Source organism: Streptomyces sp. NPDC003697, assembly GCF_053587115.1.
This window is the reverse complement of sequence record NZ_JBSFNN010000002.1, coordinates 113,094-128,393: the sequence shown is the minus strand read 5'-3', so window position 1 is coordinate 128,393 and position 15,300 is coordinate 113,094. Positions and strand designations below refer to the sequence as shown.

Here is a 15,300-nt window from a genome sequence, read left to right as displayed (position 1 = left end):
GGGGTGGGCGCCCGCGCCGGGCTCCGGGGAGCCGGGCCCGTCGTGGCGGCGGGCGGGGTCCCCGGGGGCGGCGCCGTCCTGCGGGCCGGTGGCGTCCTCGGGTGCGCCGCGCGGGCCCTCAGAGGCGGCGTCGTCCCGCGGGCCGGTGGCGTCCTTGGGTACGCCGCGCAGGACGGAGTTGCCCTCGTGGGTGGCGCCGGGGGCGGCGACGTCGAGGTTCAGGCGGCCGCTGAGCCCGTAGAAGGCGACGGGGTTGCGCCACAGCACCCGGTCGACGTCGTCCTCGGTGAAGCCCTCGGCGAGCATCAGGTCGGCGACCTTGCGGGTCTTGAGGGGGTCGCTCCTGCCCCAGTCGGCGGCGGAGTTCACCAGGACCTGCTCGGGGCCGTAGGCGCGCAGGATCGCCACCATCCGCTCCTCGTCCATCTTGGTGTCCGGGTAGACGGAGAAGCCGAGCCAGGCGCCGCTGTCCTTGGCCTCCTTGACGGTGGTCTCGTTGAGGTGGTCGACCAGGACCCGGTCGACGGGAAGCGCGGACTCCCTGACGACGTCCAGGGTGCGGCGCAGCCCGGCGAGCTTGTCGCGGTGCGGGGTGTGGACCAGGGCGGGCAGGCCGTGGTCGGCGGCGAGCTGGAGCTGGGCGGCGAGGGCGGTGTCCTCGGCGGGGGTCATGGAGTCGTAGCCGATCTCGCCGACGGCCACCACGTGGTCCTTCACGAGGTACCGGGGCAGCGCGTCGAGGACGGGCGTGCAGCGCGGGTCGCCCGCCTCCTTGGGGTTGAGGGCGAGGGTGCAGTGGTGGGCGATGCCGTACTGGGCGGCGCGGAAGGGCTCCCAGCCGAGGAGCGAGTCGAAGTAGTCGAGGAAGGAGGCCGGGGAGGTGCGGGGCTGGCCCAGCCAGAAGGAGGGTTCGACGACGGCGCGGACGCCCGCGGCGTACATGGCCTCGTAGTCGTCGGTGGTGCGCGACGTCATGTGGATGTGGGGGTCGAAGATGCGCATCAGGACTCCTTGCCGTGGGGGTCGACCGGGCCGCCGGGCGGGGCCGCGGACTCGGTCAGGGCCAGGACGCGGTGCAGGTCCGCGGGGACGGGGCGCCCCGCGGCGGTGCGTTCCGCGGCGTAGTCGCCGAGCATGCGGGCGAGTTCGCCGTCGCCCCGGGCGCGCCGGTCCAGGTCCGCCACGTGGTCGAGGGCGACGCCGGTGAACAGGCACTTCAGGACGGCGTGCCGCCAGGCGTGGGCGTCCAGGTGCCGGGCGGCGTAGGGGCCGAGGGCAGCGGCGACCAGCCGGGTGTCGTTGGTGCGCAGGGCGTCCTCGACGAGCGGGAGGGCGTCGGGGCCGTCGGGCACGAGGTGCGGCAGGGCGTGCAGGACGGCGCGGCGTTCGTCGGCGGTGCCCTGGGAGTAGACCCGGGTCAGGGCGTCGGCGTCGGCGCGGGCCGCGTGCAGGACGAGGACGCGGGCGGCGTCGGCGTGGGCGGGGCCGCAGCGGCGGCCGGCCTCGGCCAGGCGCAGTTCCCACACGGAGATGGGCCCATGGGCGCCGGGGTGGTTGGCGGCCTCGTCCAGGGCCTGGTCGAGCCAGGCGCGGGCGGCTCCGTCCAGCCGCTCGTCGAGGCGGCGGCGCAGTTCGGCGGGCGGGGTGACGGCGGGGGTGGTGCCGTCACCGGGGGCCGCCGGTCCGCCGGTGGTGTCTGCCTCCGGGGTGGCCGATGTGGCATGGGGGCGGGTCATGGGGTTCTGCTCCCTTCGAAGGTGGCGGAGGGATCGCCGTGCGGGGGGACGGGGACGGAAGGGGCGGCGCGGCGGAGGAACGGCAGGGAGTGGGCGGCGAAGTGGGGGCCAGCGTGGGAGTGGCGGGGCAGTTCGACGACGGTCAGACCCTCGTAGCCGGTGGCGGCGAGGGCGGCGAGGACGGGCGGGAAGTCGATCTCTCCGTCTCCGAGGGGGAGGTGTTCGTGGACGCCCCGGCGCATGTCCTCGATCTGGACGTGGCGCAGCCAGGGGGCGGCGTCGCGTACGCAGTCGGCGGGCGGGAGGGGTTCGAGGCACTGGCAGTGGCCGAGGTCCAGGGTGAGGCCGAGGGGCTCGGGGTCACCGAGGGTGCGGCGCAGGTGGTGGAAGTCGGCGAGGGTGGCGAGGAGGTGGCCGGGTTCCGGTTCGACGGCGAGCGGGACGCCGGCGGCAGCGGCGGCGTCCAGGACCGGGGTGAGGGTCTCGGCGAGGCGCTTCCAGGCGGTGTCCTCGTCGGTGCCGTCGGGCACGATGCCGCTGAAGCAGTGCACGGCGTGCGCGCCGAGGTCGGCGGCGACGCGGACCGCCCGCAGGAGGAGGTCGACCCGGCGGGCGCGGTCCTCCGGGTCGGCGTCCAGCAGTGAGGGGCCGTGCTTGCGGCGGGGGTCGAGCACGTAGCGGGCACCGGTCTCCACGGTCACGCCGAGCCCGAACTCCTCCAGCCGGTGCGCCACCCGGCGGGTGCGGGCGGCGAGGTCCGGGGCGAGCGGGTCGAGGTGCATGTGGTCGAGGGTCAGGCCGACGCCGTCGTAGCCGAGGTCGGCGAGGAGGGCGAGGGCGTCGTCGAGACGGAGGTCGGCGAGGCCGTTGGTGCCGTAGCCGAAGCGGAGGGGGGTGGGTGTGCACCGGTTCACGTCCCGGCGCACCTCCCGGGCGGGGCGGCCGCCCGCGTCCCGGCTCGCCTCCGGGGCCGGGGCCGGGGCCGGGGCAGGACCGTTTCCGACGGTGTCCCGGCTCGCGCTCCGGTTCGGGGTCGGGGTCGGGGTCACGTGATGCTCACCTTCCTCATGTCGGCCCTCCTCGCGAACATCCGGCCGGCCGGGGCGAGGGCCGCGACCAGGAGGGAGGTGACGGTCGCGCCGGAGCGGGCGGCCAGCGCGGCCTGGAGCGGGACGGTGGCGCGAATACCACCAGCGACCGCGCGCTGGGTGAGCGGGGGTGACGGGTTCAGCGCGGCGTGGGCGTAGGGGCGGGCGGCCGTGGCGGCGTAGGCGGTGGCCAGGACGGTGGCGAGGGCGCCGGTGGTCCCGGGCGGGCGCCCGGCCCGGCTGGAGCCCGGCAGGCCGGGGGCGGCTGCTGCCCGCCGGCCTGCCGGGGGTCGGGTGCGGCGGTGGGTGACCAGGTGGGTCAGCGCCCCCGTGGTCGCGAGGGCCGCCAGCGGAGCCAGGGCCGAGCCGCCGGTGGTCTCCCGGCGGGAGACGGCCGTGACCGCCAGGGTGTGGCTGCCGAGCAGCGCGGCGGAGGGCAGTGCGGCCCGGGTGCCGCCACCGGTGGCCGCGGCGCCCAGGAGCAGATCGAGTGCTCGGGCGGTCGCCATGGCCGCGGGACCGGCGGGCGTGTGCTTCAGGGCGAGGTCGTAGGCCCAGACGGTGGCCGCCAGGGGCGCGGCCACCGCGAGGGCGCGGCGCCCCGCGCCGGCGGCGAGCGCGAGCCCGGCGCCGGTGAGGGCCGCGGCGGCGGTGAGGGCGGCGGCCGGGCGGATACGGCCGGACGGCAGCGGGCGGTGCGGACGTTCCACGGCGTCCTCGGCGCGGTCCGCCCAGTCGTTCAGGGCCATGCCGGCCTGGTACAGGCACAGGGAGGAGCCGATGGCGAGCAGGGTCCGGGGCCCGGGACGCGCGCCGGCGGCCGCCGCGCCGGCCAGGGCGTCACCGGGGACGGTGAGCAGCGCGGGCAGCCGCAGCAGTTCGGCCCAGGCGCCAGCGCGGTCCGGGCGCGGGCCGCGGTCGCGGGGCGCCGCGCCGTGCCCGCGGGCCGGGCCGGCTGCCGCCGCCGTCGGAGCGGGTCCGGCCTTCGCCGTGACGGTCGTGCGGCTCATCGCCGCGTCCCGCGGTCCTCGGCGTCGTCGCGCAGCCGCCCGGCCAGGCGCCTCAGCTCCGCGTACTGCTCGGCCAGTGACGACGGGCCGTCGCCGACCGGGTCCTTGAAGTAGAAGCCCAGTTCGCTCAGCGGGCCGGTCAGGCCCTTCTCCCGGGCGCGGACGGTCAGCCGGGCCAGGTCGAGGACGAGGGGGGCGGCGAGGGCCGAGTCGCAGCCCTGCCAGGTGGTCTGCAGGATCATGCGGGCGCCGAGGAAGCCGTCGAAGGCGATGTGGTCCCAGGCCGTCTTCCAGTCGCCGAGGGCCGGCACGTCGTCGATGTGGACCTGGCCCTCGGGGGTGGTGCCGAGGGTGTCGGCGAGGACGCGTTCCTTGCCGGCGTTCTTGGCGGCGGCGGCCGCGGGGTCGGCGAGGGCGGCGCCGTCGCCGCCGCCCAGGAGGTTGGTGCCGGACCAGGCCCGTACGGTGAGGGCGCGCTGCAGGAACATGGGGCCGAGCACGGAGCGCAGCAGGGTCTGCCCGGTCTTGCCGTCACGGCCCGCGTACGGCAGGCCCGAGGAGGCGGCGAGCGGGGCCAGGGCGGGATGGTGCAGGCCCGTGGACGGGGTGAAGTTGACGTAGGGGCAGCCGGCGCGCAGGGCGGCCGCCGCGTAGAGGGAGCTGGGCGGCAGGGTGCCGTCGGTGGGGGCCGGCTCGGTGGAGGCCACGTTGATCACGACGGCGCCCGCGAGGTCCTGGCGGTGCACGAAGTCGCGGATGTCGGCCGCGAACACGTCGATCCACTGGTCCTGGGTGCGCCCGGTGTCACCGGGCGGCGGACCGCCGGGCCTGATCTCCCGGTCGGCGGCGACGAGTTCGGCGTGCACGGCGGACGGCAGGCCGTGCGGCAGGACGCCGCCGGCGGCGAGGTGCTCGGCGCGCTTGGGCAGCGGGCAGTCGAGGGTGTCGTGGCCGCCGAAGACGAGGGACGGCAGCGGGGGCAGACCGCAGGAGGCGAAGTCGAGGGTCTCGGTGACCATGCCGGTCGGCGGGTGGAGCCCGGCGGCGACGGCGGCGCAGCCCGCGATCGCGGTCGTGGCGACGGATCCGCGCGCGCCGATCAGCCAGACGCCGAAGCGGGGGGCCGGGGAAGGGGCGGGGAAGGACGGTTCGGCGGACATGGGCAGCCTCCTTGTCGTACGCGAACCGGGTGCGAGCGCCGGGGGGGACGAGCGGGGTGCCGGGCGCGGGCCCGGCGGGACGGCGGGCGGAGGTCCGGCGTCCTCCGCCCGCCGCCGTTCCGTGGCCCTGAGGGCCTGTGCCGGCCTGTTCGGCCTGTGCGGCCTGTTTCGAGTTCCGCGACTGCGCCCCGACGCCCGGCACGCACGCTCACCGCACGGTGCCGCAGGGCCGGTGGCTGCGCCGCATGATCTGCCGCACCGCACGCCGGTCGCACGCACCGGACGCCGCAGCGCCCGTGCTCCGCGCGGATGACGCGGAACTCGGAACAGGCCTCAGGAGGGCAGTTCCTTCAGCTGGATGTCGCGGAAGGAGACCTGGTCGCCGGCGCCGTGGTTCTGCAGGCCGATGTAGCCGTCGGTCAGGCTCCGCTCGGGGTCCTTGTTGGTGAAGTCGTTGATCTTGACTCCGTTGAGGAACACCTGAAGGCGTTCGCCCTGGACCTTGATCTCGTAGGAGTTCCACTGGCCGGGCGGGCGCAGGACCTGGTCACGGGCTTTGATGTTCGCCGCCTTGAACGTGTAGATCGCACCCGTGGTGCGGTCCACGGCGTCCGTGGCGTCGATCTGGACCTCGTAGCCCTTGTTCACCGCGGACCAGGGGTCGTCGGAGGCCGGGAAGCCCACGAAGACACCGGAGTTGTCGTCGCCCCGCATCTTCCAGTCGAGCTTGAGCGAGTACGACTTCAGCTCCTTGGCCTGGTACCAGAGCAGCCCCATGCCGCCCTCGGACTCCAGGGTGCCGTCCTTGACGTCGAACTTTCCGGGGCCGGCCTGCTTCCAGCCGTCCAGGGTGTGGCCGTTGAAGATCTTCCGGTAGCCCTTGTCCGGCTTGCAGTCCGCCTTCACCTGGCCGGTTGCGTACCGCAGGCCGCCGAGCAGATGGGTGCGGAAGGCCTCGTCGGCGTACGACTCCTTGGTGTGGCCGCCGCCGGTGTAGAAGGAGCGGCCGCCGCCGTAGTTCTGGCACCAGGCGATCGGGTGGTCGCCCTTCATGGTGCCGCCCTGGTAGGTGGTCTCGTCGAGGGTGGCGAGGACCTTGGCCTGCTCGCGCGGGTTGGTGCGGTAGTTGTACCACTCGTCGGTGCGCTCCCAGGCGTCGCCCAGGTGCGCGGTGGCCGGGTGGTCGTGGTCCTCGACGCGGACGGTGGCCTTCTGGATGGCCGGGTGGGAGTCGAACCAGGCGCCGACGAGGCCTCCGTAGAAGGGCCAGTCGTACTCGGTGTCGGCGGCGGCGTGGACACCCATGTAGCCGCCGCCGTTCCTCACGTAGTTCTCGAACGCCTTCTGCTGGTCCGCGTCGAGGACGTCACCGGTGGTGGACAGGAAGACCACCGCGTCGTACTTGGCGAGGTTGGCCGTGGTGAACTGCCCGGCCTCCTCGGTGGCGTCGACCGTGATGCCGGCCGGGCCGCCGAGTTCCTTCAGCGCGGCGATGCCGGCCGGGATGGAGTCGTGGCGGAAGCCGGCGGTCCTGGAGAAGACCAGGACCTTCTTGCCGCTCTTGAAGGGCTGGTCGGAGAACTCGAAGTCGTCCACGTCGAACAGCGCGCCCGCGCCGCCCTTGAAGACCAGGTAGATGTCGGTGGTCTTCTTCGGCAGCGACCGCAGGGGCACGTCGACGTTCTGGAACGTCTCCCAGCTGCCGGTCGGCGGGATGTACGCCGAGCCGTGCAGCGTGCCGGTGGGCGAGCCGGTGCGCAGCTCGACGAAGCCGCCGGCGCCGCCGGAGGAGGCCCGTACGGTCATCTTCTTCTGCCCGTCGAACCGGTAGGGGCTGAAGGAGATCCAGTCCCCGTCGTTGATGTCGCCGACGGTCTTGCCGCCGTTGGCGCCGGCCTTGTCGATCACCGACACGCCCTGCTGGGCGCCGAAGTGCTCGGCCTGGCGGTGCAGCGGCTGGAGCACGGTGCGCGCGGTGCCGGTCAGGGCCTCCTGGCCGTTGGCCCCGCCGTCGGTGTAGTCGGCGCCCACGACGCCGTAGATGTTGGCGTTGGGGTCGTGTCCGCCGTCCCCGGCGGGCGGCTCGAGGGTGCCCTCACAGCCCGTCTCGCTGGTCAGCTCGTGGGCGTGGGAGTCGTGGCCGAGGCTGTAGACGACCTTGACCCTGGAGCAGTCGACGGTCTCTTCGGGGTCGGTGACCGTCACTTTGAAGGGCACGGGCCGGCCGAACGCGGCCAGGGTGCCGTTGCCGGGAACGTCGATCCTCACCTCGGGCTCGGTGTTGCCGACCACGATGCGGACGCTGGCGTTGCCGGTGTTGCCCTCGGGGTCCTTCGCTGTGAAGGTCGCGGTGTAGGTGCCGACCTTCTTGTACGTGTGGGTGGGGGTGAGGCCCTCGCCCTTGGTGCCGTCGCCGAAGTCCCAGCCGTAGGTGAGGTCCGGGGAGTCGGCGTCCTTGGCGGTGGCGGTGAACTTCACCTTCAGGCCGGCCGCGCCGGAGGTCCTGTCCGCGCTGACCTCGGTGATCGGGGAGAAGCCGTCCTCGGCGTTCTCGATCCGGTACAGGGCGGAGTCCTTGTCGCCCTGGAACCAGGACAGACCGTAGTCCAGGACGTAGAGCGCGCCGTCGGGGCCGAACTCCATGTCCATGATCTGGGTGCCGGTCCACGGGAAGTCGTTGATCTTCGCGACCGTGCCGTCGTCGTTCTGCTCGATCCGCTTGATCCAGCGGCGGCCGAACTCACCGGCGAAGAAGTCGCCGTCGTACTCAGCGGGGAACTTCACCTTGGAGTCGAGGTCCGGGTCGTAGCGGTAGACCGGGCCGCCCATGGGGGACTCGGAGCCGCTGCCGAACTCGGGCACGGAGTCGTCGTCGTACGGGATCCAGGCGGCCTGGGCGGGCGGCAGGTCGACGAGGCCGGTGTTGTGCCGGGAGGTGTTCTTCGGGGCGGCGCAGTCGAAGGTCTCGCCGGAGGTGCCGGTGGCGAAGTCGTAGTCGACGTACGGGTCGTTGTCGCCGGTGCAGAAGGGCCAGCCGAAGTTGGCGGCCTTGGTGACCTTGGCGAACTCGACCTGCCCGGCCGGGCCCCGCTTCGGGTCGGCGGCACCGGCGTCGGGGCCGTAGTCGCCGACGTAGACCGTGCCGGTCTTCTTGTCCACGCTGATCCGGAACGGGTTGCGGAAGCCCATCGCGTAGATCTCGGGGCGGGTCTTCTCGGTGCCGGGCGGGAAGAGGTTGCCCTCCGGGATGGTGTACGAGCCGTCCTCGGCGACCTTGATGCGCAGGATCTTGCCGCGCAGGTCGTTGGTGTTGGCGGCGCTGCGGCGGGCGTCGAAGGCCGGGTTGCGGTCGGGTCGCTCGTCGATCGGCGTGTAGCCGTCGGAGGCGAAGGGGTTGGTGTCGTCGCCGGTCGACAGGTAGAGGTTGCCCTCGGCGTCGAAGGCGATGTCGCCGCCGACGTGGCAGCAGATGCCGCGGGAGGCCGCGACGTCCAGGACCTTCTTCTCGCTGGCCATGTCCAGCGTGCCGTTGGGGTTGAGGACGAAGCGGGAGAGGCGGTTGACGCCGTCGAACTTCCTGAAGTCCTCGGCGGTGCCGTTCTCCGGGGCGTCGCCCGCGGGGGTGTCGAGCGGCGGGGCGTAGTACAGGTAGACCGCCCGGTTGTGCGCGAAGTCCGGGTCGATGCCGACGCCCTGCAGGCCCTCCTCGTCGTGGTTGTAGACGGGGATCCTGCCGGCGACCTTGGTGACGCCACCCTGGTCGGTCAGGCGGAGTGTGCCGTCGCGGGCGGTGTGCAGGACGCTGCGGTCGGGGAGCACGGCGAGCGACATCGGCTCGCCCATCTCGGGTTCGCCCTTGGCGAGCGGCACCTGCTGGAACTGCCCCTGGGCGGCCGCCGGTGCGTCGTGCTCCGGGTGGCCGGGGTGGGCGCCGGCGACCGTCGCCGGGGTGCCCACGGCCAGCAGCAGGCCGGTGAACAGGGCGAGACCGGTGCGGAGCCCGGGACGACGCCTCATGGCGTTGGTGGTTTTGAGTCTGCTTCTGTGCACGAAGTCCCTCCGGGAACGGGGTGGGGCCGTACGGAACAGGTGCGAAGACATGTGGTGCGTGCGGGCGCCGGGGTGCGCCGTCACCCCGGAGGCGTGGGGGGCCTGGACACGTCAGGGACGGTAACCGCGTTCTTCCGGGGCGAACACCCCTTGCGCCAAAACTGGTTGAACTTTTCCCCCACACAGGACAAAGCGGGGTCCGGGCAGCCCGGACCGGGGACCGGCGGATGCTCCGGCCCCCGGTCCGACCTGCCGTCGGACCTGCGGTTCAGCTGTTGAACGCGGCGTCGAAGGACGCGCTGGGCGGCTCGAAGTCGTAGGCCTTCAGCCGGGCCAGCGCCTCGGGGGCGCCCTGGAGCCGGTCCATGCCGGCGTCCTCCCACTCCACGGAGACGGGGCCCTGGTAGTCGATGGACCGCAGCATCCGGAAGACGTCCTCCCAGGGGACGTCACCGTGGCCGGCGGACACGAAGTCCCAGCCGCGGCGCGGGTCGCCCCACGGCAGGTGGGAGCCGAGCCGGCCGTTGCGGCCGTCGAGCCGGGTGCGGGCCTCCTTGCAGTCGACGTGGTAGATCCGGTCGCGGAAGTCCCACAGGAAGCCGACCGGGTCCAGGTCCTGCCACACGAAGTGCGAGGGGTCGAAGTTCAGGCCGAAGGCCGGCCGGTGGCCCACCGCGTCCAGTGCGCGCTGCGTCGTCCAGTAGTCGTAGGCGATCTCGCTGGGGTGGACCTCGTGCGCGAACCGCACGCCCTCGGCGTCGAAGACGTCCAGGACGGGGTTCCAGCGCTCGGCGAAGTCCTCGTAGCCGCGTTCGATCATCGACTCGGGGGCGGGCGGGAACATGGCGACCAGGTGCCAGATGGCGGAGCCGGTGAAGCCGATGACGGTGTCCACGCCGAAGGCGGCCGCGGCGCGGGCGGTGTCGGCGATCTCGGCGGCCGCCCGCCGCCGGACGCCCTCGGCGTCGCCGTCGCCCCAGATGCGGGCCGGCAGGATCGCGCGGTGGCGTTCGTCGATGATGGCGTCGCACACCGCCTGGCCGACCAGGTGGTTGGAGATGGCCCAGCACTTCAGGCCGTACTTGTCGAGGAGCTGGTGGCGGGAGGTCAGGTAGGACGGGTCGGCGAGGGCCTTGTCGACCTCGAAGTGGTCTCCCCAGCAGGCGAGTTCGAGGCCGTCGTAGCCGAACTCGCGGGCCAGGCGGCAGACCTCCTCGAGCGGGAGGTCGGCCCACTGGCCGGTGAAGAGTGTGAAGGTGCGCGGCATCTGGCGGGGCCTCCTCAGACCGCGATCGGGGTGTAGACGGAGTTCTTCTCGGCGCTCTCCTCCACCGCCGCGAGCACGCGCTGCACCTGCAGCCCGTCGGCGAAGGAGGGTTCGGGCGCGCGTCCCTCGGCGATCGCGTGCACGAGGTCGCGGGCCTGGTGCACGAAGGTGTGCTCGTAGCCGAGGCCGTGGCCGGGCGGCCACCAGGCGTCGAGGTAGGGGTGGTCGGGTTCGGTGACGAGGATGCGGCGGAAGCCGGCGTGGGCGCCCGCCTCGGTGCCGTCGTGGTACGACAGCTCGTTCAGGCGCTCCAGGTCGAAGGCCAGCGAGCCGCGCTCGCCGTTGAGTTCGATGCGCAGGGCGTTCTTGCGGCCGGTGGCGTAGCGGGTGGCCTCGAAGGAGGCGAGGGCGCCGGAGGCGAAGCGGCCGGTGAACACGGCTGCGTCGTCGACCGTGACCTGGCCGGTGCCGGCGGTGGCGACGCCGGACAGTCCGCTGGTCGCGCCGCTGGGCAGGGGCCGCTCCCGTACGAAGGTCTCGGTGAGCGCGGAGACGCCGGCGAGCGGTTCACCCGCCAGGTACTGGGCGAGGTCGACGATGTGCGCGCCGAGGTCGCCGAGCGAGCCCGACCCGGCGGACTCGCGGCGCAGCCGCCAGGTCAGCGGGAAGGAGGGGTCCACCAGCCAGTCCTGGAGGTAGGTCACGCGGACGTGGCGCAGGGTGCCGATCCGGCCCTCGGCGACCATCCGGCGGGCGAGCGCCGTGGCGGGTACGCGGCGGTAGTTGAAGCCGACCATCGCCACCTGGCCGCGTGCGGCGGCCTCTTCGGCGGCCCGTGTCATGGCCTCCGCCTCGGCGACGGAGTTGGCGAGCGGCTTCTCGCACAGCACGTGCTTGCCGGCGGCGAGCGCGGCCAGCGAGATCTCGGCGTGGCTGTCTCCGGGAGTGCAGACGTCGACGACGTCGATGTCGTCCCGGGCGATCAGGGCGCGCCAGTCCGTCTCGGTGGACTCCCAGCCGTGCCGGTCGGCGGCCGCCCGCACGGCCGCCGCGTCCCGGCCGCAGACCGCGGTGAGCACCGGACGCCGGGGCAGGTCGAAGACGCGGCCCGCGGTGCGCCAGCCCTGGGAGTGGGCGGCGCCCATGAAGGCGTAGCCGACCATGCCGACGCGCAGGGGTGGTGTGCGGTCGCCGCCGGGGGTGTCCGGTCGCCCGGAGTGCCGCCGTGTCCCGCCGTCCGCTGTCTCTGACTGCTGGGGCTGTCCCATGCGGATGTCCTCCTCGTCCTGGTCGTGCCGGGTCGGCGGCGTGAGCCGTACGGGGGGTGCGGGCGGCGTGTCACCGGAAGCCGGTGGGCATGTACTGGTCGACGTTGTCCTTGTCGACGACGGCCGAGTACAGGGTGATCGACGACGGGATCTCGTACTCGGCGAGGCCGCCGACGCCCTTGCCCTGGCCGAGGGCGCGGGCGAGGTCGATCGCGGAGGCGGCCATGGTGGGCGGGTACAGGACGGTCGCCTTGAGCACGCCGTCGTCCCGTTTGATGGCCTGGAACGCGGAGAGGGCGCCGGCCCCGCCGACCATGAGGAAGTCGTCCCGGCCGGCCTGCTGGACGGCGCGCAGGGCGCCCACGCCCTGGTCGTCGTCATGGTTCCACAGGGCGTCGAAGGCGGACTGGGCCTGCAGGAGCTGGGCCATCTTGGCCTGGCCCGACTCGACGGTGAACTCGGCGGCCTGGCGGGCCACCTTCTTGATGTTGGGGTAGTTCTTGAGCGCGTCGTCGAACCCTTGCGTGCGCTGCTTGGTCAGCTCCAGGTTGTCCAGGCCCGCGAGTTCGACGACGCGGGCGTTCGGCTTGTCCTTGAGCTTCTCCCCGATGTAGTGGCCGGCGCTGAGGCCCATGCCGTAGTTGTCGCCGCCGATCCAGCAGCGGTAGGCCTGCGGGGTGTCGAAGATGCGGTCGAGGTTGACGACGGGGATGCCCGCGCGCATCGCCTTCAGGCCGACCTGGGTGAGGGCCTTGCCGTCGGCGGGCAGGACCACGAGGACGTCGACCTTCTTGTTGATCAGGGTCTCGATCTGGCCGATCTGCGCGGCGGTGTCGTTGGAGCCCTCGGTGATCTCCAGGGTGACGTCGGAGTACTTCCCGGCGCGGCTCTTGGCGTTGTCGTTGATCGCGTTCAGCCAGCCGTGGTCGGCCCGCGGGCCGGCGAAGCCGATGGTGACGTGCTTGCCGGGCTTGTCGTCGGCGGCGGGCCGGTCGGCGGCGGCCGGCTCGGCGTCCTTAGGCTCGTTGCTCGTGCACCCCGTGAGCAGGACACCGGCGGAGACGGCCGCGGTCCCGAAGATCAGTCCTCTGCGACTGGTGACAGGTGTCGGCTGTGGCATGGCGGTGAACCCTTTCCTCAGGTCGTGTGTGCAGTACGGCGCTGGACGAGGACGGCGGCGACGATGATCGCGCCCTTGGCGATCTCCTGGACGTCGCTCTGCAGGTTGTTCAGGGCGAAGATGTTGGTGATCGTGGTGAAGATCAGGACGCCGAGCACGGAGCCGGTGATGGTGCCGCGCCCGCCGCTGAGCAGGGTGCCGCCGATGATCGCGGCGGCGATGGCGTCCAGTTCGTAGAGGTTGCCGTTGGTGTTCTGGCCCGAGCCGGACAGGACGATCAGCAGGAAGGCGGCGATGCCGCAGCACAGTCCGGACAGCAGGTACAGGTACAGCCGCTGGCGGCGGACGTCGATGCCGGCGAGGCGGGCGGCCTCCGCGTTGCCGCCGACGGCGACGGTGCGGCGGCCGAAGGTGGTCCGGTTGAGCACGAGCCAGCCGATGACGGTGACGAGGGCGAAGACCAGCACCAGCGGCGGGACCCCGAGCAGGTAGGCGTCGCGTTCGCCGAGGTCGAGGATGCCGTCGACGGTGACGATCTGGGTCTTGCCGTCGGTGATCTGCAGGGCGAGCCCGCGTGCGGAGGCCAGCATGGCGAGGGTGGCGATGAAGGGGACCATCCCGCCGTAGGCGACGAGCAGTCCGTTGACCAGGCCGCAGCCGAGGCCGACGAGGAGGGCGGTGAGCAGGATGCCGCCGAAGCCGTAGTCCTGCGTGGCGAGGGTGGTCGCCCACACCGAGGCGAGGGCGACGATGGCGCCGACGGAGAGGTCGATGCCGCCGGAGGTGATGACGAAGGTCATGCCGACGGTGACGACGCCGATCACGGAGGCCTGGGTGAGGACGAGCTGGAGGTTGCGGGTGTCGAGGAACTCGTCCGGCCTGGTGACGCCACCGATGACGACCAGGGCGGCCAGCACGCCGAGGAGGGAGAGGGTGCGGATGTCGGCGCGCACCGTCCATCCCCGCCAGGCGGGGACTTGGACGGGCGGCGCCGCCTTGCCGGTGCCGTCGCGGGGCGGGGACACGTGCTGTGTCATGACGCCGGGCTCCCTTCACTGGCCACGGGGTGTGCATCCATGACGAGGTCGAGTACGCGGTGCTCGTCGAGGGCGTGGGCGGGCGCGGTGTGGACGACGTGGCCCTCGCGGAGCACCAGGACGCGGTCGGCGAGGCCGAGGACCTCGGGCACTTCGCTGGAGACGAGGAGCACCGCCAGGCCTTCGTCCGCCAGCCGGCGGACGACCGCGTACAGCTCGGCGCGGGCGCCGACGTCGACGCCGCGGGTGGGTTCGTCCAGCAGCAGCACCCGGCAGCCGCGCAGCAGCCAGCGCGCGAGGACGGCCTTCTGCTGGTTGCCGCCGGAGAGCGTGCGCACCGGGACGGCGGGATCGTCGGGCCGCAGTGACAGCTCCCGAGTGGCCGCGCGCGCCGCCGCCCGTTCGGCGCCCCGGTCGACCCAGCCGCCGCGCGAGAAGCGGGACAGGGAGGAGACGGAGACGTTGCGCGTGACGGACTCCAGCATGAGCAGGGCCTGCGCCTTGCGTTCCTCGGGGGCGAGGCCGAGGCCGGCGCGGACCGCCGCGCGGACGCTGCCGGGGCGCAGGGGGCGCCCGTCGACGAGGACCTGGCCGGCGGTGGGCTTGCGGGCGCCGTAGACGGTCTCGAGGATCTCGGAGCGGCCGGAGCCGACCAGCCCGGCGAGGCCGACGATCTCCCCCGCCCGCACGTCCAGGTCGAGCGGCGCGAACTCGCCTTCCCGGGCCAGTCCCCGCACCTGGAGCACGGGCGTCCCGGCGGGCGGCGCGGCGGGGCGCTCGGGGAAGACGTACTCGACGTTGCGTCCCGTCATCAGCGACACGACCTCGCGGGTCGGCGTCGTCCTCGCCGGCAGACCGCCCGCGACGGCCCGACCGTCCTTCAGGACGGTCACCCGGTCCCCGATGCGGCGGATCTCCTCCAGGCGGTGGGAGATGTAGACGACGGCGACGCCGTCGGCCGTGAGGTCGCCGACGATGCGGAAGAGGTTGTCGACCTCCTCCGGGTCGAGCGCCGCGGACGGTTCGTCCATCACGATGAGCCGTACGTCGTGGGAGAGGGCCCGCGCCATCGACACGATCTGCTGCTGGGCGGCCGGCAGTTCGCCGACGAGCCGGGTGGGGTCGATCTCGGGATGCCCGAGGCGCCGGAGCAGGGCGGCGGCGGCGTTCCGGGCCGCCCGGCCGCGCACGACGAAGCCGGCGGTGGTGGGCTCGTGGCCGAGGTGGACGTTCTCGGCCACCGACAGGTGCTCCACCAGGTCGAGTTCCTGGTAGATGGTGGCGATGCCGAGACGCATCGCGGCGATCGGCGAGCGCAGGGCGACGTCCTCGCCACGCCAGCGAATGGTGCCGGTGTCGGGCTGGTGGGCACCGGCGAGGACCTTGATGAGCGTGGACTTGCCGGCCCCGTTCTGGCCGAGCAGGCAGTGCACTTCGCCGGCCTGGACGTCGAGGTCGACGCCGTCGAGGGCCCGGACGCCGGGGAACGACTTGGTGATGCCGGACATGCTGAGCAGCGGTGGTTCTGGTGCCATGTGGGTTCCCCTCGGCGGTCGTGCGGGCC

General features: G+C 73.3%; 10 protein-coding genes and 1 pseudogene. All 11 read right to left on the bottom strand.

Annotated features, from left to right (window positions below; translation table 11 throughout):
* Window positions 1–117: 117 nt before the first annotated feature.
* A pseudogene (locus tag ACWDNY_RS01410) lies at window positions 118–1,002 on the bottom strand (TatD family hydrolase); the annotation flags it as partial.
* Complete coding sequence (locus tag ACWDNY_RS01405) at window positions 1,002–1,736, bottom strand: EboA domain-containing protein (RefSeq protein WP_451643639.1); 735 nt, start codon at window positions 1,734–1,736, stop codon at window positions 1,002–1,004. The pseudogene ACWDNY_RS01410 and the gene ACWDNY_RS01405, both read right to left, overlap by 1 nt.
* Window positions 1,733–2,650, bottom strand: coding sequence for a sugar phosphate isomerase/epimerase family protein (locus ACWDNY_RS01400; RefSeq protein WP_451643638.1), 918 nt, complete (start codon window positions 2,648–2,650; stop codon window positions 1,733–1,735). Before ACWDNY_RS01400 ends, ACWDNY_RS01405 begins: the two co-directional genes overlap by 4 nt.
* A gap of 131 nt (window positions 2,651–2,781) precedes the next feature.
* On the bottom strand, window positions 2,782–3,834 hold the full coding sequence (locus ACWDNY_RS01395) for an SCO3242 family prenyltransferase (protein WP_451643637.1): 1,053 nt from the start codon (window positions 3,832–3,834) through the stop codon (window positions 2,782–2,784).
* On the bottom strand, window positions 3,831–4,994 hold the full coding sequence (locus tag ACWDNY_RS01390; RefSeq protein WP_451643636.1) for an inositol-3-phosphate synthase: 1,164 nt from the start codon (window positions 4,992–4,994) through the stop codon (window positions 3,831–3,833). Before ACWDNY_RS01390 ends, ACWDNY_RS01395 begins: the two co-directional genes overlap by 4 nt.
* A 333-nt stretch (window positions 4,995–5,327) precedes the next feature.
* Window positions 5,328–9,011, bottom strand: a complete 3,684-nt coding sequence (locus tag ACWDNY_RS01385; RefSeq protein WP_451643635.1) for a ThuA domain-containing protein — start codon at window positions 9,009–9,011, stop codon at window positions 5,328–5,330.
* A 301-nt stretch (window positions 9,012–9,312) separates the two neighbouring features.
* A complete protein-coding gene (locus ACWDNY_RS01380; RefSeq protein ID WP_451643634.1) occupies window positions 9,313–10,311 on the bottom strand; it encodes a sugar phosphate isomerase/epimerase family protein in 999 nt (332 codons plus the stop codon).
* 14 nt (window positions 10,312–10,325) lie between these two features.
* Window positions 10,326–11,579 (bottom strand): Gfo/Idh/MocA family protein, encoded by a 1,254-nt coding sequence (locus ACWDNY_RS01375; RefSeq protein WP_451643633.1) that lies wholly within the window; start codon window positions 11,577–11,579, stop codon window positions 10,326–10,328.
* Between the two features lie 70 nt (window positions 11,580–11,649).
* Window positions 11,650–12,699 (bottom strand): substrate-binding domain-containing protein, encoded by a 1,050-nt coding sequence (locus ACWDNY_RS01370; RefSeq protein ID WP_451643632.1) that lies wholly within the window; start codon window positions 12,697–12,699, stop codon window positions 11,650–11,652.
* 17 nt (window positions 12,700–12,716) lie between these two features.
* Entirely contained in the window at window positions 12,717–13,736 is a 1,020-nt protein-coding gene (locus ACWDNY_RS01365) for an ABC transporter permease (protein ID WP_451643631.1), read from the bottom strand.
* Window positions 13,733–15,271, bottom strand: coding sequence for a sugar ABC transporter ATP-binding protein (locus tag ACWDNY_RS01360; protein WP_451643630.1), 1,539 nt, complete (start codon window positions 15,269–15,271; stop codon window positions 13,733–13,735). The genes ACWDNY_RS01365 and ACWDNY_RS01360 overlap by 4 nt, the downstream gene beginning before the upstream one ends.
* Between the last annotated feature and the right edge of the window lie 29 nt (window positions 15,272–15,300).

What these genes read in the sequence shown, in the direction of transcription:
- ACWDNY_RS01375 (WP_451643633.1), bottom strand. Translation starts at nt 11,579, where the DNA reads ATGGGACAGCCCCAGCAGTCAGAGACAGCGGACGGCGGGACACGGCGG.
- ACWDNY_RS01360 (WP_451643630.1), bottom strand. Translation starts at nt 15,271, where the DNA reads ATGGCACCAGAACCACCGCTGCTCAGCATGTCCGGCATCACCAAGTCG.
- ACWDNY_RS01405 (WP_451643639.1), bottom strand. Translation starts at nt 1,736, where the DNA reads ATGACCCGCCCCCATGCCACATCGGCCACCCCGGAGGCAGACACCACC.
- ACWDNY_RS01370 (WP_451643632.1), bottom strand. Translation starts at nt 12,699, where the DNA reads ATGCCACAGCCGACACCTGTCACCAGTCGCAGAGGACTGATCTTCGGG.
- ACWDNY_RS01365 (WP_451643631.1), bottom strand. Translation starts at nt 13,736, where the DNA reads ATGACACAGCACGTGTCCCCGCCCCGCGACGGCACCGGCAAGGCGGCG.
- ACWDNY_RS01395 (WP_451643637.1), bottom strand. Translation starts at nt 3,834, where the DNA reads ATGAGCCGCACGACCGTCACGGCGAAGGCCGGACCCGCTCCGACGGCG.
- ACWDNY_RS01380 (WP_451643634.1), bottom strand. Translation starts at nt 10,311, where the DNA reads ATGCCGCGCACCTTCACACTCTTCACCGGCCAGTGGGCCGACCTCCCG.
- ACWDNY_RS01385 (WP_451643635.1), bottom strand. Translation starts at nt 9,011, where the DNA reads ATGAGGCGTCGTCCCGGGCTCCGCACCGGTCTCGCCCTGTTCACCGGC.
- ACWDNY_RS01390 (WP_451643636.1), bottom strand. Translation starts at nt 4,994, where the DNA reads ATGTCCGCCGAACCGTCCTTCCCCGCCCCTTCCCCGGCCCCCCGCTTC.